General features: G+C 46.2%; 16 protein-coding genes and 1 pseudogene. All 17 read left to right on the top strand.

All coding sequences use genetic code 11. The features are described 5' to 3' along the window. Window positions 1–624: 624 nt before the first annotated feature. The gene (locus RS881_RS38265) at window positions 625–1053 is read left to right on the top strand and encodes a hypothetical protein (RefSeq protein WP_315815584.1); all 429 of its coding nucleotides are present in this window, start codon (window positions 625–627) and stop codon (window positions 1051–1053) included. Continuing rightward, on the top strand, window positions 1002–2312 hold the full coding sequence (locus tag RS881_RS38260) for a hypothetical protein (RefSeq protein WP_315815583.1): 1311 nt from the start codon (window positions 1002–1004) through the stop codon (window positions 2310–2312). The genes RS881_RS38265 and RS881_RS38260 overlap by 52 nt, the downstream gene beginning before the upstream one ends. Before the next feature lie 2 nt (window positions 2313–2314). Continuing rightward, the gene (locus tag RS881_RS38255; RefSeq protein WP_315815582.1) at window positions 2315–2488 is read left to right on the top strand and encodes a hypothetical protein; all 174 of its coding nucleotides are present in this window, start codon (window positions 2315–2317) and stop codon (window positions 2486–2488) included. Window positions 2489–2509: 21 nt separating this feature from the next. Then, window positions 2510–3130, top strand: a complete 621-nt coding sequence (locus RS881_RS38250) for a hypothetical protein (protein WP_315815581.1) — start codon at window positions 2510–2512, stop codon at window positions 3128–3130. Continuing rightward, on the top strand, window positions 3124–3618 hold the full coding sequence (locus RS881_RS38245) for a hypothetical protein (RefSeq protein ID WP_315815580.1): 495 nt from the start codon (window positions 3124–3126) through the stop codon (window positions 3616–3618). Before RS881_RS38250 ends, RS881_RS38245 begins: the two co-directional genes overlap by 7 nt. Before the next feature lie 126 nt (window positions 3619–3744). After that, window positions 3745–4347 (top strand): hypothetical protein, encoded by a 603-nt coding sequence (locus RS881_RS38240; protein ID WP_315815579.1) that lies wholly within the window; start codon window positions 3745–3747, stop codon window positions 4345–4347. After that, window positions 4289–4990 carry a hypothetical protein gene (locus RS881_RS38235; RefSeq protein WP_315815578.1) on the top strand — a complete coding sequence of 234 codons (702 nt, stop codon included), beginning with the start codon at window positions 4289–4291 and terminating at the stop codon, window positions 4988–4990. Before RS881_RS38240 ends, RS881_RS38235 begins: the two co-directional genes overlap by 59 nt. Before the next feature lie 59 nt (window positions 4991–5049). Beyond that, window positions 5050–6145: pseudogene (locus RS881_RS38230) on the top strand (IS630 family transposase). A gap of 66 nt (window positions 6146–6211) precedes the next feature. Next, entirely contained in the window at window positions 6212–8971 is a 2760-nt protein-coding gene (locus tag RS881_RS38225; RefSeq protein ID WP_315815577.1) for a PA14 domain-containing protein, read from the top strand. Between the two features lie 37 nt (window positions 8972–9008). Further along, window positions 9009–11033 (top strand): hypothetical protein, encoded by a 2025-nt coding sequence (locus RS881_RS38220; protein WP_315815576.1) that lies wholly within the window; start codon window positions 9009–9011, stop codon window positions 11031–11033. Beyond that, entirely contained in the window at window positions 11015–12544 is a 1530-nt protein-coding gene (locus RS881_RS38215) for a hypothetical protein (RefSeq protein WP_315815575.1), read from the top strand. Before RS881_RS38220 ends, RS881_RS38215 begins: the two co-directional genes overlap by 19 nt. After that, window positions 12534–13127: a LolA3 family protein gene (locus RS881_RS38210; protein ID WP_315815574.1), complete on the top strand. Its 594-nt coding sequence runs from the start codon at window positions 12534–12536 to the stop codon at window positions 13125–13127. The genes RS881_RS38215 and RS881_RS38210 overlap by 11 nt, the downstream gene beginning before the upstream one ends. Window positions 13128–13334: 207 nt before the next feature. Continuing rightward, on the top strand, window positions 13335–13526 hold the full coding sequence (locus RS881_RS38205) for a hypothetical protein (protein WP_315815573.1): 192 nt from the start codon (window positions 13335–13337) through the stop codon (window positions 13524–13526). Further along, a complete protein-coding gene (locus RS881_RS38200) occupies window positions 13520–14596 on the top strand; it encodes a DUF6443 domain-containing protein (RefSeq protein WP_315815572.1) in 1077 nt (358 codons plus the stop codon). Before RS881_RS38205 ends, RS881_RS38200 begins: the two co-directional genes overlap by 7 nt. Then, entirely contained in the window at window positions 14550–15155 is a 606-nt protein-coding gene (locus RS881_RS38195) for a hypothetical protein (protein ID WP_315815571.1), read from the top strand. Before RS881_RS38200 ends, RS881_RS38195 begins: the two co-directional genes overlap by 47 nt. Beyond that, entirely contained in the window at window positions 15047–15415 is a 369-nt protein-coding gene (locus RS881_RS38190) for a hypothetical protein (protein WP_315815570.1), read from the top strand. The genes RS881_RS38195 and RS881_RS38190 overlap by 109 nt, the downstream gene beginning before the upstream one ends. A gap of 16 nt (window positions 15416–15431) precedes the next feature. Beyond that, window positions 15432–23486, top strand: a complete 8055-nt coding sequence (locus tag RS881_RS38185; RefSeq protein WP_315815569.1) for an RHS repeat domain-containing protein — start codon at window positions 15432–15434, stop codon at window positions 23484–23486. Window positions 23487–23750: the final 264 nt, after the last annotated feature.

Raw genomic sequence — 23750 nt, 5'->3', positions numbered from 1 at the left:
AAAGCTGCACACTTAATAGTTTGTGCTTTGCGGTTTCCTAGTACATCCTTTAATTTGCTGCCGTTACGAAATAATATTTTCGGCTAGTCCGAAAATCGATATCCATGTCCATTGTAAAGACCGTTTCATAATCTCTATTAATAAACACAACCAAATCTGGCTGCGAATATGGGATATCCATGTCCGTACAAGGTTCCTTACCTTATTATATTAGTATTGACTTTTTAATAGTCAACACTACAGCCACTGCACAATTGGTTGCCACCGGCGATACCTCCAGGCCGGGAAAAAGGTTTCCGAAAAATTACCGATTCAGTTCACCATCTTACAGACACTACGCTGAAAGGAATGCGGCTATTAGCCAATTACCAGCGGGATCAACTTAAGCAAAAGTATAGATCAGGGCGAGGTTCACTACCCGCCTTGCCACCCCTTCCAGGTAAAAAGATTTCCTGCCAAAAGATTCGCTGCGTTTTGACCTTAAGCATCCATTCGACAAGCTTTTGCTGGGCAAGCCAGCTATACGAATGAGAGGGGGTATATGAGCTACCAGTTCAATTACCGGTCGGCAATAGATACTCCTTATATTGAAAAGATATTGCACAGCACAATATTACAGGCAACTTGTTCCTGACTGTAGCCGGCTACTTGCCAGTGCGGATTAACTGGTGGTCGAGGCAAAGTAATTCCAGGATATTCCGTGATATTTCTGATGTACAGGTTTCTTTTGATGGTGCTGCTTTTCAGCAACATTTACAAAATTCTTTACGGCAGCGCCTATTGGCCCTGGCGCCACAGTTACGAGATTCGCTTACCGAAAAATTATATGCTTTAAAGCAGTGGCGGCTGGATAGTTTGAAAAAGGGCCTCCTGGGTTCATTCACGCCACAAGACCTGGTAGAAGCACATGAAACCTTGCGGGTACCGCGTATCACCTGGAACCCCAACCTGCCCGATAGTGTGAACAGCGCCCGGGAGGATTCACTGAAAAAGCCGCCGGTTTGTTTCTCGACCTATATGCAAAGACCAAGGGCGAATACGATCATTTGGTAAAACAGGTGGATTCGCTGAAAGGGGAGGTACAACAGCAGCAGGCAAAGGTACAGCGCTTCAAACACATGGTCAATGGTCGTTGGGATGACCTGATTGCTTCGAGGGATTGGACAGGTAAATTGCAGGAATATGGTATGAATAAGGTGGCCGTACCTGCCAAATACCGTTGGTTGCTGGGCTTGCGTCAATTCAGTGTGGGCCGTAGTGTAACCAATTACAGTGAGTTGACGGTGAAGAATACGAGCGTGAATGGGGTGAATTTTGAATACAATAGTTGGTATTACCTGGCGCTAAGTGCAGGTGTAGTGGATTACCGATACAGGGATTTTGTAGTGAATGGTTTTAATAAGAAATCTCAGTACCTATACCTTGTTAGAGCAGGTATTGGCAGGCTGGAGAAAAATTACTTCATCGTATCGGCTTTCCGGGGAGAGAAACAATTATTTCCTCCCAGCGGTGCGCGATTGTCTTCTATTACAGTAACCGGCTTCAGTGCAGAAGCGCGGATGCAGATAAACCCTACCACGTATATAACGGCTGAAATAGCCAAATCGCTGGCGCCAGATTTCCGGCACAACCCTACACAGGGCAATACCAAATTTACATTGTCCGACCGTAGTAACCAGGCTTATGCTTTTAAGGTGTATTCCTATATTCCCTCGTTAGGCACCCGGTTAGAAGGTTTCTATAAACATACGGGCGCTAATTTCCAATCTTTTAGCAGTTTCCAAACCAATGCGGAGCTGGAAAGCTGGACACTCAAAGCAGAGCAAGGCTTTTTTAAACGCAAACTGCGGATAGCGGCTTCCTTGCGGAAGAACGAATTTACCAACCCTTTCCTGCCACAGGACTATAGCAGCAATACTGTTTTTAAAAGCCTGACGGCATCTTTCCGGATGCGCAAATGGCCGGTAATTACCGTGGGCTATCAGCCCATGAGCCAGTTAACAGCGCTGGATAACCAGGTGATCGAAAACCGCTTCCAGGTATTGAATGCAAGCCTATACCATCTATACCATATTGGTAGTTTGCGCAGTTCTTCTACAGTGGTATTGAATAAGTTTTACAATACAAGCCGTGATACTGGATTCGTGTATTACAATGCAACAAACGTATTCTGGGCCCAACAATTTTTCTTCCCCGCTTTTACAACACAGGTGGCAGTATCCTATACCCAAAATGGCAGCTACCGGCTGGTCGTGATGGATGAAGGTGTGCAGTGGAACTTGAAAAACTGGGGTCTCTTGGTTTTGGGGTAAAGGTGAATAACCTGAACGATGAGCTGGTGAAGGCAGGCGGTTATGTAAATGCCAATATACGGGTATACAAACAGGATTTTATTACAGTAAGTTATGACCGGGGCTATTTACCGGGGTTTAATAAAGGGCTTATCCGGAATGAGATAGCTACGGTACAGTTTGTAAAGAGTTTTTGAGTGATTCACGAAATACAACTTATGAGAAAGATACTATTCATCATGGTGCTGTTTTCACTGGGAATATATTCCAATGCCCAGGTAGTGCTGAACCTGCAGTTGCCACCGCTGGGCCTTACCATTAAACCGCAATTGTGGAACCTGTCGTTGATCAATACTTCCCAACAGGATATGCAGGTACGTATTGAAATGGTGATGACGGATGTGGCCACCAATCAACGGGTACTGACTGGTACTTCCAGGTTAATCCTATTGCCCAAAGGTATTAAGCAGGTACAGCTAAGTGATGTAATCCCTGTTACCTACAATGCCGGTAGTCCGGGATATGCTATAGATCCTTCACCAGAAGGGTTTTTACCCACTGGTGTATTCAATATTTGTTATACCGCGCTCAAGGTAGAACAGGATTATGTTGATAGGCTGGGAGAGGAGTGCGAAACGATTGAGATAGAACCCATCAGTCCGCCACAGTTGATGATCCCGCTCGATGAAGAGCAGGTAGACATCACCCGGCCCTTTTTACCTGGATACCTCCTTCGCCTTTTACTACACTCAATGGATTGTTGTATGACTGGATATTGGTGGAAGTACAGTCTATGCAAAGCCCTGCTGACGCCTTGCAACAAAATATACCCTTGCTAACCCGGCAACACCTCGCTTTTACCAATTTCCAATATCCATTATCAGCTCCCGAACTGGATACTTCCAAATTGTATGCCTGGCGTGTTACGGCCAAGAACAACCTGTTGCCAATTGGCAATAGCGAGGTATGGAGTTTCAGGGTACGAAAAGTACAGCCCGATACGGTATTGGGAGTAAGTACTGGATACTTTAACAAACTGCAAAGGGAAGAGGATGCCGCTTTTACCATCTGTACTGGCGTGCTGCGTTTTGAATATACAAACGACCTGAATAGCCCTACTGTGAATCTGCGCCTGTTTGACATCAGCAGTGCCGGGCGTAAGCAGATCCTGCTGGACAGTGCTTCACAACGGGTGCGCATGGGACAAAACTTTGTTCAGGTAGACCTGCGCGAGACCAGTGGTATGGTCAAAAAGCATATCTACTTGCTGGAGGTGGAAAATGCAAGAAGGGAAAAAGGTTATTTAAAGTTTGAGTATAGAGAGTAAGCTAGAAGCCATTAGTAATTATTAATTACTAATTATTCATGATTAACGAAAGACGATTCACGATTAAAATATCATTTACATGTTAGTTTCTCTGGTGCGTTATCATAAGTGTATTGCCTGGTTTTTATGGGCCTGTTTTACCTGGAGCTGGTGTTGGTGCCTGTGGCCGGAAGGAGTGAAGGCAGGGCGGCTATGCCCCGCAAAGTTCCCCATACGTATGGAACCGATTTGCCGTATTTGAGCAAGGAAGCAAGGGCAGGAGGTTTGGGTATGGCCGCTACAGAAAAAGGGGAAGCTACCGCTATGCCTGCATTCAACAATACAGCCCTGGCTCGCTACAAGGCTCCCCTTTCTGTTAAAGGCACAGGTCCAGGACAGCCGGAGATGGCATCTTTTTCTTCCGTAAACAATGGTAACCTGGTAGACCTGTTCTCCGGCGACTTTTCCTATAGCATTCCCTTGATGGAGGTAGGTGGTTACCCCGTCAATTTGGGTTATCGTGCAGGTATATCGATGGACCAGGAGGCGAGTTGGGTGGGCCTCGGGTGGAATGTCAACCCCGGCACAGTTACCCGAAACCTGCGCGGATTGCCCGATGATTTCAATGGTGCGAAGGATTCTATACGCAAGGTAATGTCCATCAAAGAAAATAAAACCATTGGGGTAACCGGTGGCGCTGATATTGAAATTGGGGTTTCCCAAAGAACCCCAATGTTGGCCTGGGTTTAGGCGCCAGCCTGGGGTAGTACACAATAATTACCGGGGCTGGGGTATCGAGCAAGGTATCAATGCCAGTATTAACTCCGGAAAATCCGGGAAAGGTCCCCTATCGGGTGGGCTTTCCATTACCAATAGCTCAATGGATGGATTAACCCTGGCGCCCTCTCTTTCGCTCAAATTATGGCAAAATGAAGTTGATCAAAATGCCATGTTCTCGGGAAGCATGTCTGTTTCCGCTCCTTATAATTCGCGTTCAGGATTAAAAGCCCTGCAACTAAGTGTGGGGGTGCGCCAGTCGAAAACCGATGAGAAGAACCAAAGCAGTAGTTATGGAGGCTCGATATCCAGTTCCATTTCTTTTGCCTCACCTTCTTACACGCCTTCCATTACCATCCCGTATACCAGCAGGCAGTTTTCTTTTACCGGTAAGGTTGGTTTTGAAGCCAAAGTATTACACCCCAGCTTTTACCTGAGTGGTTATGTGGCCAAGCAGCGCGTAGATGCCAAGGATACCGCTTTGTCATTGCCTTCCTATGGTTACCTCCATTACCAGGAAGGGGCGCAGAACAGGGCTTCTTTGCTGGATTTTAACCGGGAGAAGGAAATGCCTTACCGGGAAAAAGCCGGCCGTTACCAATATAGCCATACCTAGTGTAATGACAAATTAATTATGAAACATTTTGTATATTAGTGCTCTAAATCGACACTAATATGGCATTATCCTTAAAGCTTAACCGGAAAGAACTATCCTTTCTAGAGTCTAAAAAGCAAGGTAAGGATTTGGGGTTGCGCAGATATAACCGCATTAATGTGCTATTGCTTCTTCACAAAGGGAAGAAGGCGTCAGAGATAGAGGAGTTCCTGGGAGTCGACCGTATCACGGTCTGGCGCACAAAGAATCGTTATCTGGAGCAAGGGATAGAGGCGGCCATTGAGGAAGAAAGTCGTACAGGTCAGCCGGTGAAGTATACAAGCGATCATGAAGCTGAATTGGCCTCATTAGCCTGTGGTCCGTGCCCTGCAGGCAGAAAGCGTTGGACAATACGTTTACTCACAGAAGTGATCCGGTCCAAACCCGGTTTTGAACAGATCAGCCGCGAAAGTGTGCGGCTGGTGTTAAAAAAATGAATGTAAGCCTTGGTTAAGGAAGATGTGGTGCATTCAGGAGATAACCCCGGAATATCGTAAACGAATGTACCGGCTCCTGGATCTTTACAAGCAGCCATATGACGATAAACACCCGGTGATCTGCCTGGATGAAAAAAGTAAACAGTTATTAATGGACAGCCGTTCACCGATAGCGGCCAAACCCGGAAATCCGGAAAAGTATGATTACGAATACAAGCGAAAAGGAACCTGTAACATATTCGTTGCAGTTGTACCCAAAGCCGGAAAGCGTATCGTGAAGGTAACAGATACAAGAACAAAGGCGGACTTTGCCTGCTTCGTTGAAGAACTGCTGAACAACCATTTTCCAGAAGCCGATTACATACAGTTAGTCGTGGACAACTTAAATACACATTTTGAACGTTCCTTTTATGAAACAATGGGGCATCAAAAGCTTCCCGGATACTGAAGCGAATAAGATTTATTTACACCCCGAAACATGCAAGTTGGCTGAATATGGCAGAAATTGAAATCAATATTATGGATAGGCAGTGTACCGGCGGCAGGATAGAATCAAAGAAAAATTGATCACTGACATCCACGCCTGGAGCAAAAAGCGCAATCGTAATAAATGTGACATCGAATGGAAGTTTACACAGCAGGACGCAGATAAAAACTTTCTAAACACTACGTTTCATAATTAATTTGTCACTACACTAGTTATACCTATGATGCATTTTCCATAACAGGCGAAGGCACCGGCGGTATGTTCCGTGCTTATAGAGCGGATATTGGTTTTATACACGACCATTTTATCCGTACCAAGGACGAATCCGACAGGATAAGTGTGGATGTTGGTATTGGAGATATGGTACATGGTGGGGTTGACTTGAATATCAACCGGGCCTTCACGCAAAATGGCCCTTGGCTGGAACAAAACATGCTGCGCAATACCATTGATTTCAAACGTGATTCGGCTGGGTTCCAATCTGTCTATTTCCGCAATCCTGGCGAAAAGTCCATAAACCCCAAAAGCTTTTATGAAGCAGTGGGTGGAGATGATGTTGTTACCGTAGCGCTTTACCAGGCAGGTAACAGCAGCTCCACTATCCAGGCTACAAATTACCTGACACGTTATAGGAATAAGCGGGCAGTAGGCAGGAATTTACTTACACCGCAGAATGCGATTAAAAATGAACGCGACAAGCGCACGCAAGTGATCTCTTACCTCAGTGCGCGGGAAGCCGAACAAGTAGGATTGGCAAAATACATAGAGAGCTATTCACTCAACCAGTTTAGCACTGGCTTATGTACCGAAGGAAATGTAGAAAGTGTAGAAGGAAATGGCAGCGGACTATTGGCGTCCTATTACCGTACCGTCGATCTGAAAGGGCCTGCCTATAGCCGGATTGATCGCACCATCAATGTGGATTGGGGCAAAGGCGCAGCCAACGTTCCTGTAGCGCCTCCTTTTAATTCCAATTTCCCGGGTGATTATTTTTCCATACGATGGGTGGGTAGGTTGCGTGCTCCTGTAACCGGAAAATACACCTTCTTTACGGAAACAGATGATGGCGTTCGCCTTTGGATCAATGATTCACTGTGGATCAACGACTGGAAGGATCATGCTGCCCATGTAAACAGTGTGCAACTGAACCTGATTGCTGGTGAGTTTTACTCCATCAAAGTGGAGTATTTTGAACGAAAAGGCAAGGCCTCTGTTAAAATGCGCTGGGCCTATCCGGGAAGAGCTGAACATATTATACCGGATACTTTTCTTTATCAACCGCCTGCAAAAGATACTTTTAAGATCAACAATTTCCTGGTGCGGGAAAAGCGGGTAAACGGTTTTCGCAAGGAGAATCATATTTCACAGGTCGATGTATTGAACAACGATGGCCGCCGGTATATATACGGCATACCGGTATACAATCTTCGCCAAAAGGAAGTAACCTTTGCTGTAAATGGAAAAGATAACCGGGGCAATACCGAAACGGGCCTGGCAGGTTATATACATGGAATTGACAATACTACCGGCAACCGCCAGGGAAAAGATTGGTACTATAATAGCGAAGAAGTACCTGCTTATGCGCATTCCTTTTTATTGACCAGTATCTTGTCGGCCGATTATTCTGATGTTACTGCCAATGGAATTACGGAAGATGATATTGGCGATGCCGTTAAGTTTAATTATAGCAAAGTGGCGGGTATTACCAACCCTTTTAAGTGGCGTGCACCGGCGGTTATGGACAGCGTTACTTTTGCGCAAGGATTGAAAACAGATTACCGCGACGATAAGGGTAATTATATCTATGGCGAAAAAGAGTTGTGGTATTTGCATTCCATAGAATCCAAAACCATGATTGCCACCTTTACGGTCGAAGGCCGTCAGGACCTGGCAGGGTATGATGAAAAGGGCACTAAGATCAATAATGGTTATGCCAAAAGATTAAAAGAGATCAACCTGTACAGTAAGGCCGATTTTGCGCGGAAAGGAACGGCAGCCAGGCCCATCAAAACAGTTCATTTCAGGTATTCCTATAGGCTATGTCCGGGCGCTTATGGCCCTGGAACCGGTAAGCTTACCCTCGATAGCGTTTGGTTTACTTATAATGGCAATAACAAGGGCAAAAAGAACCCCTATGTTTTCTACTACAACACACCTAATCTGGGCTATAATAATAAATCTTTTGATCGCTGGGGTAATTTTAAAGACCCCTTACAAAACCCGGCTTCTGTACCCGGCAATGTGATCACCAATGCCGACTATCCATATAGCCTGCAAGACAGCGTCCAGGCCGCCCGCAATGCGGCGGCCTGGACAATGGATTCCATTTACCTGCCTTCCGGTGGTTCTGTTAAAGTAGATTATGAAAGTGATGATTATGGTTATGTGCAGAACAGGCAGGCCATGAATATGTTCCGCATCATTGGTATGGCGGCATCTTCTTCTTACACCGCCCGCACCTCCAAACTGTATACTAAAAGCCTTTTTGAAGGAGATGATTACCGGTACGTATTCATACGGATCCCACGGCCTGTGAGTACCGTGCAACAATTGTATAATACTTATCTGGCGGGTGTCAATAAGTTATATTTTAAATTATCTGTCCGGATGCCGGATGATAATTATGGCAGTGGCTATGAAAGTATTCCCTGCTATGCCGACCTGGAAACTGCCGGCAGTTATGGTATCGTGAATAGTGAAGTGATCTGGATCAAGGTGGCTGGTATTTCCCTACAGGGAGATGAACCGGGCACTTATAGCCCACTGGCCAAGGCAGCTATTCAGTTTCTTAGACTGAACCTTCCGTCGAAAGCCTATCCTGGTTCTGAAACGGGCGATGAGCTCGATCTGGCAGAAGCGGTTAAGATGCTCGCTTCCATGGCTACCAATATTACTACTGCTTTCAAGTCATTCGATCGTATAGCACGCAACCGCATGTGGGCCTCCGAATTCGATACGGCACGCAGTTTTGTAAGGTTGAATAGCCCCTGGTTGAAAAAAATTAGGTGGCGGTCATAGGGTAAAGCGGGTCAAAACGTATGATAACTGGGACAAAATGACCAATCAGCGGGCTGCAGTATATGGACAAGAATATACTTATACCGACCGCAAGGAGATCAATGGTGTAATGACCACGATCAGTAGTGGAGTAGCCAGTTATGAACCAGGTTTGGGAGGCGAAGAAAACCCATTCCGCGTACCGGTAGAATATGTAGAAAAGGTAGCACCTCTTGGCCCTGTAACATTGGGTTATACAGAAGAACCACTGGGTGAAAGTTTCTTTCCTTCGGCTGGTATTGGATACAGCAAGGTGCGCACACGTACCATTCATTATAAGAATAAGAAATCGGCCAATGGATATGAGGAAAACAGGTTCTACACGGCTTATGACTTTCCAACCTATACGGACCGGACATTGATCGATAATGATACCAAAAAGCGTTATAAACCTGCACTGGCAAATTTCCTGCGCGTAAATGCCAAGCATTACATATCCTTATCACAAGGGTTTAAAATAGAGTTGAACGATATGCATGGAAAGCCAAGGTCGAAGGCCATATATGCTGAAACCGATGCTGTTAACCCAATCAATTATAGTGAGCAGGTATATAGGGTAGAAGACGCTAACGCTACCTTTAAGCGATTGAGTAATACAGCGATGGTGATCAGGCCCGATGGTTCGATAGATTCGAGTGCATTGATTGGTAAGGATGTGGAATTGATGGTGGATATGCGCGAACAGCTTTCGATAACCAATGGTTACAATGTAAGTCTTAATACGGATATGTTCTCCATTCCCTTCCTGCCTCCTTTCTTCCTCATTCCCTCCTTCCTGAACCTGGCCCAGCGGGAGGAGAATATTTACCGTTCGGCAGCTACTGTTAAAGTAATACAACGGTACGGGATCTTAGACAGTATTATTGCTGTAGACAAGGGCAGTAAAATATCTACGAAAGACCTATTGTATGATAGTGAAACTGGTGAGACGCTCTTAAGCCGTACGCAGAATGAATTCAATGACCCTGTGTATACCTTCAATTGGCCTACACATTGGGCTTATGATGGCCTGGGAATGGCTTATAAAAATATAGATGTGGTTTTAAAAAACCTGACTATCCGTGAGGGAAGGATTGTGGGTAGTACGGCCTCGATGGACAGCTTGTTCAGTAGTGGGGATGAGGTGTTGGTAGCCGGCAAACAAAAAACGGGTGGCGTTAATTGTAGTGATGAATTCTCTACTTTCCCCATTTATAATAAAGTTTGGTCCTTTGATAGCAGTGTGGTCAATGGCGGAAGCAGGGCGCTTTATTTTATTGACAAGGAAGGGAAACCTTATAATGGCTTTGATGTTACTATAAAAATTATTCGGTCGGGCAGGAAAAATATGGCTGGCGTTGTTGGCAATATTACCTCCCTGGAGTCGCCGTTGGTCAGGAATGGATCGGGCAATTATGAGCTCTTGGTAAATACCGGAACCAAGGTGTTGACGGCATTTGCGGCAGAACAAAAGCAATTTTGGAAAACGGAAGACCGGAATATCCTCAAGCGTAATATGGTGATCACTACCGGCACCTGCCCGGCTGGATACACCTATTCGGAAGAATTGGGAGAGTGCATCAAAGATACGGTAGCCCAGATCTTAAGCACCTTTACGGTATGTGCTTCCGATCGAAACAATGCCTATTCGGCCTGTGGCAGCTATATTTATTCACAGTTCAATGTAACGAATACAGCCTATGTCAGGAGCAGGATCAATCCGTTAGATAGTTTCTGGATCAATTATGACCGGTATCCTGCTTCTTGCGGCTACACACCTGGTCTGGTGAAGACCTTGCCACCTGCAGGTCCGGCTTTCAGGAAGATGGCCGCCCAGGTGAAAGACTCAACAGCAGGGAAAACCGGCATGATGCAGGCGGCCCGTTTCCAGGCTGGTACCGGTCCGGCCGGCCCGCTCAACCGTACAGGTGTTTGGACCTGTAACAGGGCTTCTGTAAACCCCAATACCTGGTTTGGCTTTACCAAACCGATCTACTTCCCCATGACGGATGGTATTATATTGGTATGGCTGCTGATAACCTGATCCGGGTAACCATCGATACGACTTTGTTCCATGTGGATACGGATGCTGGTGAATATGAAACGTTTAAAATATGGCATATATATCCCCGGTATTTTACCAAAGGCGTATACAATTTCACCATTGAAGGCCAGGATGACGGAGAGGTGGCAACTGGTTTCGGGTTGGAAGTATATGACAACTCCGAAGGGGAAATAGCCGCCGCCACCTGTTATAATGAACTGAACCTCCTTTTCTCAACAAAGGACATTATTGGCGATACCATTCCTTCCACCTATAGCTGCCCATTGGGTTATAAGCTGGCCAATGGCGCTGCCGACTCGTTTGTTTGCCGTAGCTCAGTGCCCCTTCCCAGGGATACAGTGGTTACTGAAAACTGTTATAGCCTGGTGAAGGATACGGCTGTGAACCCCTACATATCCGGCATATTGGGTAATTGGCGTGCATCCAGGAGTTATGCTCATTATGCCCGCCGGGCCGAAACATCTCCAGCGGCTGCTACCAATATCCGAAAAAATGGAGCCTTCGGTGAATTTACCTCCTTCTGGAAATTTCAATCCGGCAAGTTAGTCGCCCAGTACGATACGGCACATTGGGTATGGAATAGTGAGAGTACCCTGTTTAGCCGTAAAGGATTTGAGGTGGAGAATAAAGATCCGCTGGGCCGTTACAATTCGGGCCAATATGGTTATAACCTCACTACTCCGGTAAGTATGGTACAGAACAGCCGTTTACGAGAGGCTGCTTTTGAAGGGTTTGAAGACTATGGATTTATTACTCAAACCTGTGATACGGCTTGCCCGGTAGGACGACATATTGATTTCTCGACCTACAAAAGCAATATAGACACTACCCAAAAACATACTGGTAAAGCCAGCCTCCGGGTACCAGCGGGAGAGACGGTAGGTATTGGTTTCAACCTGGTGCCTGCTGCTGACGATACCATTCAGCCCAGGCTGAATATAAGCGTTAAGCAGGTTTGCGCTAATACGGTACTGGATAAAATAAAAACATCTGACCGGGTATTGCTGCCGGTATTTAAGCCCGTACCGGGCCGGCGCATGTTGATCAGTGCTTGGGTAAAGGAAGCTGAAGCCTGTGCTGGTACTTCCTACGTCAATAACCGAATACGGGTTGTATTTGGGCAAGGCAGCAGTTCTATCGAATTTAAGCCCACCGGCAATATCATAGAAGGCTGGCAACGGTACGAAGGTGTATTTGTTATTCCTCAAAACGTTACCACCCTTAGCGTAAGCCTGGAAGCTACTGCTGCCTCTGCAGCCTATTTTGACGACCTGCGGATTCATCCGTTCAATGCCAATATGAAGTCTTTTGTTTTCCATCCCGTTAATATGCGATTGATGGCAGAACTGGATGAAAACAATTATACCACACTTTATGAATACGATGATGAGGGTACCCTCATCAGAACCAAAAAGAAACACAGCGTGGTATCAAGACCATACAGGAAACAAGAACTGCGATGCAAAAACCATAAACTGATTGGTATATGAGAACGATCGTTTTATTAACTTTTTGGTTATTGGTCTGCAGCCGGTAGGGGCACAGGTGAAGCCGGAGCAGGCTGTTGCAGAAGCCATGTACAAGTTGCTGGGTACTTATAGCCGGGCACCGCAACTCAGTTTTGTAGTGCACTATAAGTATGCTGCGGAAGACAAGCCGGGCCTGTACCTTGATTCGATGCGTGGAGAAGTAAAGCTCCATGGAAGCAAATCCTGGTACAATCTTGCCTTGACAGAGTATATTCTTAATGAGGATTACCAGATCATGTTATTCAAAGAAGATCAACTGATTTACCTGGTAAAACCCTCAAAAGTGCATATTTCTCCTTTGGACATGCATATGTTGGGGTCTAATAGCCTGGCAACATTCGATAGCCTGATCACCAATGACAAGGATATTAGTTGCAGCTACACGGGCAATGCAAGTGAAGAAAATATACAGATCGTTTTTGCCAGGCATCCCGTGTACCGGAAAATTTCCTGGAGTATTGATCGGTCAACCGGGTATATCAAAAGATCACCTCACTGGTTAAGGCTGGTGCTTTGTACGATCCATCAATACAATCGCAAGTAGATGACAAGGATACGTACGCTATTGTAGAAGCCTCCTTTTCAAATTATAGTGAAGGTACTGTAGATGAAACACTGTTCAGTAGCAGGCGGTATTTCACCAAGGAAGCGCAGGAGTATAAACCAACAGCACAATACAGCGGGTACAAAATATTTTTAGGAAGCCCAGGTCTCTAACGAAACCAGGGTTAATAATATTGAAGAACTATCTATGAGAAAGTTATTGTCAATTAGACGGCTAAGCGGCATTATATTGATCATTTTATCAGCGTTGACCGTACAGGCAGGCACTGATCTGCCTGTCATGAAGGTGCTGGATGGGAGCACGGGCCAGCTAAAGGTCGACTCTACGGTAATGGTAGAAGATGCCAAGTTTTTAATAGCGCCTACAATGCCATGCTGATTAAACCGTATGCCGTGAAGAACCTGGTATCCCTGGAGATCAATGAGGGGTTGCCGGTTTACTTGCGTACCAGCTTTACGGCTACTGCCCGTCTGCGTATCTATATTACGCATGCCAATAATGCTATTGATTCCGTGGACCGGGATCTTACCATTACTTATGATTCAACCGGCGCTTATAAAGCCCGTAGTTCCTATGTGTTCAATGATGCCTACCGCGTGCGTGTAAAGGTGCTACAGCTTACCAAAAATGTGAGCTGGGATGTGTGGAGCGCCTTAAAAGTGGTGAACCAGCTGCAAAGTTATCCTCAATACCAGTTTTCCTGTTCAGAACAGGCCATACAACAAATCAACGATTCGGCATTGGCGGCTAATACAGAACTCGATGAACTGCCCGTTTGGTGGCAGCCTGTTATCGGCGCCGATGTATATGACCTGGAGTGGGCCTATATAGATTCGGCTGCCCTGGCAGCTCAATTATTTGGTAACTCATCATCGCCTGATGCGGCACTTATCTTTGAAAACAATGCCACCCGGGTTACCATTTCAGGTTCCAGCTACCGGATCCCCCTCTTTTATGACAGTCGTGGACACCTTTTTTTCCGGGTTAGAGCTGTGCAGGAACAAGCCGACGGGGCCAGAAAAGAAACTTACTGGAGTTCAGGATATACCAACGGTTTAGGGCGTTTTGATTATAATGGACATCAACAAAACCTGAACTGGCAGGCCACCACCACCTATGCAGAAGAAGGTAAACGTAAAACACTTGTTCAATACTTCGATGGCAGCTTGAGGAACCGTCAAATTGTTACCAAGGACAATACGACCAACCGGACCATCGTAGCAGAAAACCTGTATGATTACCAGGGCCGGCCGGTGATCAAGGTATTACCCGCCCCTACACTGAATACGGTTATTAGCTATACGAAAAACCTTAACAGGGGGTTGAATGGCGTATCCTATGAAAAGAGCTTGTATGATACCCTTGCCAGTCCGGATCTTTATTGCACCCTGCAAGGTGCCCATGGACACTACTTCGGGCGCTTCCAGGTATTATTCTCCTGCCAATGAGTTGCGTGATTCCAGCTTTAACCAGTTTATACCAGATGCCAAAGGGTTTCCTTATACGGAAACAGAATATTTGCCCGACAATACTGGCCGTATCAGTCGCCAGGGTGGAGTAGGGGAAACATTTCGCTTAGGTAGTGATCATGAGTCAAGGTATTATTATGGAACACCTGATCAACGTGAATTGGATGCTTTATTTGGTACCGAAGTGGGCGATTATACGCATTACTTTAAGAACATGGCGCGTGATGCCAACGGACAGTATTCGGTTACGTACGTTGATATGAAAGGCCGTACCATTGCTACTGCATTGGCTGGTACACCACCCGATAGTATCAAACTGGACAAACTGCCTTCCAATACCGGAACCGTGCGTACGGAAAACCTGTCGAGCCCTGGTGCTGCTGTTATTAAAGGCATGGTGATGGAAAGTAAAAGGGGTTATTGGTTCCCATGGCGGGCGATCACACTTTCTCCTATCGACTCGATCCCCAAACATTACAACTTGAAGGAGCAAACCCTACTATATTTTGTTATGATTGCCTGTACGACCTGCAAATAACCATTACAGACGACTGTAATAACCAGAAGCTGGGCGGCAAGGCTTTTGATACCCTGGTGCGTAACTTTTCCTTGAACCAGTTTGACACAACCTGTGCAAAAGATAGTGGTTTCCAGGTGAGCTTTACCAAATGGCTGCCTGAAGGAAGTTATCAGATCACCAAGAAATTATCTGTTAGTAAATCAGCCCTGGACTATTATCGCGATACGGCATTCAAAAAAGAACAACCAGGTAAAAAGCCTGGCCTCCTTTATTGCTGAACAAAGGGCGCTAGTAGTGGGCTTGTTGCAATGTAAACCTACTTGTGCCAGTTGTGAAGACAGTGTAGGTACCTGGGATCAATTCTGGCTTCGTTTTAAAGATCGTTCGGGAGTGGGAGCAGATTCGGCCGTTTACCGTGATCAGGCCGAGTTGGCCTACTTTAAAGCCAGGCAGGATTGCAAAGAATTGTGTGATTCTCTGAACGAGGCTGGCGAATTGCGCAAAACGATGTTGATGGATATGATGCCTTCGTCTGGCCAATATGCGGATGTGAGCAATGATCAGGATTTCTATTCAGTATTTTTCAATAGCCAGGATGGAGTATTGCCCGATACCGTGGCTACTTATACCACGGTAACTGATTTCCGTGACGAGAATGGTAACCTGGACTTGGTATATGATGAAGGCGCAGGTAAAATGGTTTCCCCGGGTCAATTAAGTCCCGAATTGTTTGCGCAGAAATTTAAAACCTCCTGGGCAGAAGCGCTGCTGGTCAAACACCCTGAATATACAAAACTGCAAAAGTATGAACTGCTCAATGCCAGCCATACCTGGGACCGTCGGTTTGAAGCGGTAGAAACGTATGCAGAAGCAAAAAAGCGTGGCTACCTGAACCCTACCAATAACAATGCACTTCCATTTAACCAATTTGCCGGCACACCTGGATTTATAGAACGTGATCCGCTGGATACTTTCCGGCTGGGTATATTTCATGCACAATTAGAGGATTCGCTCACCGAATTCAGGAAGAAGGGAAGTACGCTAATAAGTATGTGGAGTGTAGCAACGGCCGCTGCTATGTGTGAAGGAACAGATGGAACCTGCTATAATACTTACCTGAATCCTACTAATGCCTTTAATCCTTCCACCATGTGCGTGGGAGAATTGAACATGGCCTGGCTTTCCTACCGCCAGATGTACCTGGACATCAAACGTAACCTGATCAATGCCTGGATCAAATCGGAATGCCCGTCTTGTATTACTCCTGCTACGATCATTGCAGCTGGTCACCAACCTCACTTTAGTGATGCCTGGGAGGCGTTGGCTGCCAATGATGTTGACTTGCCGGCTGACGAGGCCGCTGCCACAGCCTGGAAGCAAAAGAACCAGGACAAGTTGAATACTTATTATGACGACAATTGTCGCTCGTATGTAACCCATTGGGTAGAGCAATTGTCCAAATGCGTGCTCTATCATCCTGATAGTCTCAATAATGTGATCATTCCCCGGCTTATACAAGTCTGTAAGGAAGGGGCCGATGCCGATCACCCCTATGGAGCCAGCTCTGTAAAACCAGCCAGTGGTTACCAGTTCCGCAGTTTTGAAGAGGTGATCACCAGTTACAACCAATCTCATGGCATCACCGACCGTGAGTATTGCCATCCTTACGGCATTGTTGCTCCCAAACCTTATGATCAGCAGCAGGCAGCCGGTAATAAGCCTTTAATGGGCAAGCCAACAGATTGTGAGTGCAGCAATATTTCCCGTATTTACCAGAAGTACCAGCCCGTAGCAGCTTTATTCCCTTCCTTTTCCAATTATATGAAGCGGGTGTATAAGACAGAGGTAAGTGATGCGGTGCTCAATATGCTGTTGAGCATGTGTAATATAGCAGGCGGACCTGCCGGTTGTAAATTTCCGGAATCGCCCATTGTGCTGCCCCCGGTATTTCAATGTTATACGGGAGACGTGTGTATCAGCTGCGACCAGTTTAAAATTTTTGATGCCGACTATCGTGCCAAATTCCCCAATGAACTTCCTTCGGCAGATTCTGCTGCGACTGACTCAGTTCAGTTGGCCAAAAACCAGCGTTATGAACAATTTCTCAATTATAAATTAGGTTTCACCAAGACGACACATGATTACCTGGAATTTGCTGATGCCTGTGGCGTATACTATGGTAATAGCCTTAAGAAAGAATTGGAAGACCTGGTAACGGATTTCAGGGCATACTACAACGTACAGCATGATAAATACATGAATACTTACAGAGTAGGTGGCCCCATTTGGCGGCTCAGGTATTTTACCCTGCCTGATGGAACATTACAAGCGAGGGACGACCTGGCACGCCTGGTCGATACACCGGGAGTACTTAGAATGAAGCCGTCGGATTTTAATGGCCCGGCTACCGGAGATATTGAATTCTTTTCTCAAAGGGATATCTGTGTTGACAATGAATACAGATGGGAGACCCGCATCCGGAGAACAGAGCCCGAAGTGGGCAATGGGGGTGTACACATGGGAAGGGTTGGTTTTGCCGTTAATCTGAGGAGCGCCAATAATTATTTTCAAACGGAAAGCTTTGCCTTTGAGATCATGCCGGGCGAAGGCTATTGGATTTACCATTGGAATGAGCCCTATGAATATGAATACGTTCCAGATACACGCATCAAGGCTGATTTTTTTAATCAATGGAGAACCATAAAATATGTAGTAACGCCTCAGAAGTTTCAAGCCTTTTATGAGGATACCTTGTTGGTTGAACTGGATAGAACAGGCATGCCATTGGTCAACTACCTGCAGGGCATTAGGATAACTCCTTTTTCGCAGTTTCAAAGAGGGATTGAAATAGACTGGGTAAAGATCTACGATAAGAACAACAACCTGCTATTGGATGAAAGTTTCAACAATGGTCCCAATCTGGCCACACCAAATGTTGCCGGATTATGTCCTTACGATTGCCAGAAAACGTTCAGGGATTTCTACAATATGCATTTCAACCAGTATGCAGAACGGGGAGCGGTGAGTTTTGAGGTGGTGAATGATGATTATATCCGGGAAACCGGCCGCCCTGCCCCGGTATGTGGCGCCGATACCTGTTATGCCGAACCCGGTTATTTAAGCAGTTATATGCCGGGAGGCACCGAGTACCTCTATTATCCGCATGATATAGCGGCCACCTTTGATGGCGGCACCATCGTAGCTGGTGGACAAGCGCCTTATTACCTGCCTGGCAATAATGAATCAAATATGGCCTGGCTGATGCGTATGGATCACAGGGGCAAGGTATTGTGGCAAAAGAACTATGGCGATAGCATTACGCATTTTAAGAAAGTAAAAGCTGCCAGCGATGGAGGTTTCATTACCGTAGGCACCAGGGGCGAACGTGGCTGGTGGAAGACGACGGTGATGAAGACCAATAAAAATGGCAATATTCAGTGGGTGCATACCATTGACGATGTGGAAGCCATTGATGTAATACAATTGACAAACAGTAATTATGCCGTACTGGTAAGCGGGGTATATGAATGCCGTGACGGGTTTGCCGTATATTATTATACCGAAACCGGCCAGTATCTTACCCATGTATTCATTACTACAAATGCCTGTGCCGATTTTGCGGCCTTGAGTGCTGCAACATGGGACGATGTGCAGGTTTCGTCCCTGGTTGAATCGGGAGACTCCATATTGGTATTCGGTACGAAAACAACCAGCAATATACCTGGCGAAGCGGGTTATAGCGGGTGCATCTACAAAGTACCCCAAAAACCTGTTTATGATGGGGGAGGGTTTTTAGTAGGTACCAATGTTCCGAAAGTATATAAAGTGGGCAACGAAACCCGCTTTACGGCTGCCTACAAGAGCAGTACAGGTTACCTGGTCAATGCATTGTATACCGATCCCGTTTCTTTACTAGAGCAGCCCTGTATCATTGAATTGGATGCCCTGGGCAATGTAATACAGGCCAACAAACCAGTATTGACCGATACAGCCTTCTCCAGCCAGCAACTGGTGCCGCTGCGCGATGGCGGCTTTGCTGCAGCCTGGCAAGCCGATATCAGGTGGGATTGGAAAAAGTACCTGGTCGTATATAAAAATGGTATTCAACGCAAACGCAAATTCACCATCACCAAACCCTACCTCTTGGGTGGTTTGGTACAGGACATTACAGGCAATTTTACGTTATTGAACCGTAGTCCGGAGGGAGAAGATGAGCCGGATGATTTTTGGCTTACCCATACCGACTCTACTGGTAAGGTAAGTTGTGATACCGCCAATACCAATATCAGTCTCACGACGGTTACAGTTAGAAACCTGGCTGATGTTGAGGCTTCCTATAGCCAGATCGTTACCTCTGTGCCTGCGGTGCGGACTGCTACCGCACAATTACCTGTTGTTGATCAGAAATGCCCGCAGAACCGCTGCAACGATCAGTACTTAACCCTTACACTTTGCGGCCGTTCGGAACCCGTGTTCCCTCCAATGGCGTTGGACCCGGTTGATAATTGTAGCGATTCTACATTTTACATCATGAGTGCTGCGCAGGAATTGTTCCAGGTATATGCCGATTCGCTGAAAGGAAAGTTCGACAGTAGTTACCTCGCTAAATGCCTCAACGCTTACCAATATGAAAGCTTTACCGTACGCCATACGGTGAGTGAATACCACTACACCTTGTTCTATTATGACCAGGCCGGTAACCTGGTGAAAACGGTACCTCCTGCAGGTGTACGCGCCAATTATGATTCCTTGTGGTTAAACAGTGTACAGGCAGCCAGGAAGACCGGACAGGAGGTTGTGCCTGCCCACGAGCTGGCCAGTCAATACCGGTTTAATACGTTGAACCAGGTCATATCCCGTCAAACGCCGGATGGAGGTGCTACTGATTTTTGGTATGACAGGCTGGGGCGTCTGGTAGTGAGCCGGAATGCCTACCAGCAGGCCATCAGTAGTTCGGGTAAGCGTTTCCTGAGCTATACGCGTTACGATGATTTGGGACGTATTACGGAAGTGGGGCAGGTGCGGGACACTTCTACGCGTGCCTTCAATGATACACTCGCCCGCAACGAACCTTTCCTAACTGCCTGGTTTAATAGCCTGGCTAAATACCGTGGACAGGTTATACAAACTGTTTATGATACTGCTTATATTGGTTTTGCCGCTGGCGACGAACGGCTGGTTGTGCAGCAAAAGCATGTACGGAACCGGGTAAGTTATATTATCTATGCCGATTCGCCGGGCGTTTCTACCGGGTATGACCACGGCACATTTTATAGTTATGATAGCCATGGTAATGTGGATACCTTGTTGCAGGATTATGGCCAGGCAGGCGGTACACCCAATATGATGAATAAGAACGGCAACCGGTGGAAAAAGATGGTGTACAAGTATGACCTCATCAGTGGCAAGGTGAATGAGATGCATTATCAACCGGGTTGGGCCGACCAGTGGATACACCGGTATACCTATGATGCAGGCAATAAATTAATTGCAGCAGAAACCAGTACCGACGGTATCGTTTGGGAACGGGAAGCCAAATATGAATACTACCTGCACGGTCCCCTGGCCCGTACCATCATCGGTGCACAGCAGGTTCAGGGCATCGATTATGCATATACCTTACAAGGATGGCTTAAAGGAGTGAATGGTATTGGCATGAGACCGCATTTAGAAATGGGTAAAGATGGTTTGCCCGGAGATCTGATGCAATACGTGGCGAGAGATGTATATGGCTTTGGGCTGAATTATTTTGGAGGCGATTACTTTCCCATTGGTCAGCAGGCGCAGCCATTCCCGGGGCACCTGGCCTTCCTTCCCGGAAACGCTTACCGCCCATTGTACAATGGCAATATCAGCAGCATGGCCGAAAGTCTTGATTCCATCCATATTCCTGGTCTTACCCATGGTAGCACCTTGCTCTATAACTACAAATACGATCAGTTAAATCGCTTAAAGGAAATGGATACCTACAAAGGATTCACTGCCATTTCCAATAGCTGGAGTGGCCTTAAACTGATGGGCCAATACAAAGAGCGGCTGTCATACGATGCCAATGGAAATATATTGCAATACAAGCGGTATGGCGATAAATCGGGTACGGAAGCTTTAATGGATAATATGCAATACAGTTATTATCCACAAACCAACAAATTGCAGGGCATTGCAGATAATGTTTCTCCTGCTTTATATACCATGGATTTGGATAATCAACCGGCCGCGAGTAACTATTTATATGATCCTATTGGTAACCTGGTGAAAGACAGTGCAGAGGGGATTAAGGAGATCAGGTGGACCATGTATGGTAAAATAAAACAGATCATCCGCAATCCCAGCCCGCTCAATAAAGTATCCAGCATTACCTATGCTTATGATGGGCAGGGCAACCGGATAGGAAAAACAGTTGAGCGGCAAGGTACTTCTGTTAAGCAATATACCTGGTACGTACTCGATGCCCAAGGCAATACCCTGGCTGTGTATTCGGATAGCAGTAATGCTACGGATCTGGCAGGCTTATCACCTTCTGTATCTGAGCGTGCTATATATGGCAGCAGCAGACTGGGCACCTATACGGCTGTACAAAATGTAGACAATGGTCCGGCTGATATAACACACCGGGATACCTCCAATGCAAGAAGAGGGTTACGCAATTATGAGCTTACCAATCACCTCAGTAGTGTGCTGGCTACCATCACAGATAGAAAATATGGTGTGCTGGTGAATGCGGGTGATACAGTGGTACATTATTATTATGCCGATGTAAGCAGTGCACAGTCCTATTATCCCTTTGGTATGGTAATGCCAGGCAGAAGTGTTACGAATACCGACTGCCGCGAAGAGTTGAAGAACGTGGTAACCTATTTGTCTTCCAGTGACCTGAATAGCGGAGCAACCGTGAATGGGGCAGATATCAACCACAATGGCGTGCGCTGGGCGCCTTTGGAAAGTACCACCATTGCGTTGTACAACCAGGCAGTGAAGGTGACTAATGGGGGCAACTCCAGCGATGGAGTAGTGGCTTACCTGCCTACTTCCGCCGTAGAAGCCAATACCACCTATGTAATTGAGTTTGATATTACAGAAAAATCGGCGGGTATTAGCTATTTCAATGTGCAGGCACACACCCCCACGGATGATGTATACCGGGTAAGGGCCCGTAAAACAGGGGTAGGCCACCATTCCATCCTGTTTACCACACCAGAGGCCTTACCATCCTATATCCGGTTAAGAATTACTTCCAACATAATCAGTGCAGGAACCTATTTCGTGGTAGATAACTTTGTGGCCCGGAAATTTAAGGTTACCGATCAGGAATTGGAGGCGGGTACTGATTTCAATACGGCCACACAAAACGGTACCCAAATTACTGCTGATGGGCTTACCTGGTCTTCCCTCAATACCTCCATCAATAGCCTGAGCTTAATAGACGCAGCAGATAAGCAACTGAAGGTAACCTGTACAAATGTGGACCAGGCCTACCTGAAAACAGAAATGCCGCTGTCCGGAGGTAAGAATTATATCATGCGGTTTACACTTGGGCAGGACTCACTCGATAAAAGATTGGGTGTTCGGATGTATGCCCGTACCGGAGGTGTGTGGTCGCTGACCGAATCTGAAGGATTGTTTTTTATACGGTCAGGTCATTTCCTGTTCAACTTTACCCAACCTGCAGGGGCCGATTCCGCCCGGATAGAATTTATCCGCAGCAATGCCGGGAACACCTATGATGGATACAGGACCAACTATACCATCGATGATTTTAGTATCAATAGGCTGGATACGGCGGCCATGAAGCCGGTAATGGTATGTGCCGGTTGTCATGAAGAAGAAGTAAGTCTTGTAACACCCCTTGTTTACAGTGATCTGGAAAGTGGTGTAACACAAACCCCCGATAATAAATACGTTCACCAGGGCGTTACCTGGCAACAACAGGCCAATGGCATTGTTTCGTTATCAAGTGGAACATTCCGGGTAGAAAATAGCGGCACCTCGGGTAGTGATGGTATGCTGGTGGTAGTACCCAAAGCCATGATAGAGCCCTTCACGACGTATATTATGGAGGCTGATATCGTTTCACAGTCGCCGGGTATTACGGAATATAATATTCAGGCTATTTCACAAACCCTCGATAGTTACCGGGCTACTTATGTAATGGCGGGCACAGGGCATCGTTCTATCATCTTTACCACAGGCGCTACCGTGGGCAATTATGTGGCCTTCCGTATTTCGGCGCGGCCAGCTACTGCCGGTTTGTATTTCTTTGTAGATAATTTCTCGATCAAAAGTATACGGTTGCCAACGCAAACCAACAGTATGCTTCCAACTTTAATGCAGCCGTTAAGACGGGGGTGAATATCAATGATAATGGACAAATTTGGAAACCGCTGAATCAAACCATTAATAAATTCAGTTTGACGGGCACTACCGATAAGAAGGTGGAGGTTAACTGTACCAATCTGAATGAAAGTTATCTGACCACCGTTTATCCCATCGTTGGCGGTGTTAATTACCTGCTTAAATTCAGAGTAGACCAGGTACCAACGGATAAGCGATTGTTTTTACAGATCAGGTCAAAAACAGGAAGCAATTCCTGGGCATTTACTGATTACAGGGGCT

This window comes from Paraflavitalea speifideaquila (assembly GCF_032395985.1).
Lineage (GTDB): Bacteria > Bacteroidota > Bacteroidia > Chitinophagales > Chitinophagaceae > Paraflavitalea > Paraflavitalea speifideaquila.
Note: the sequence above shows the minus strand (reverse complement) of the source record. Positions and strands in the feature narration are given on the sequence as shown.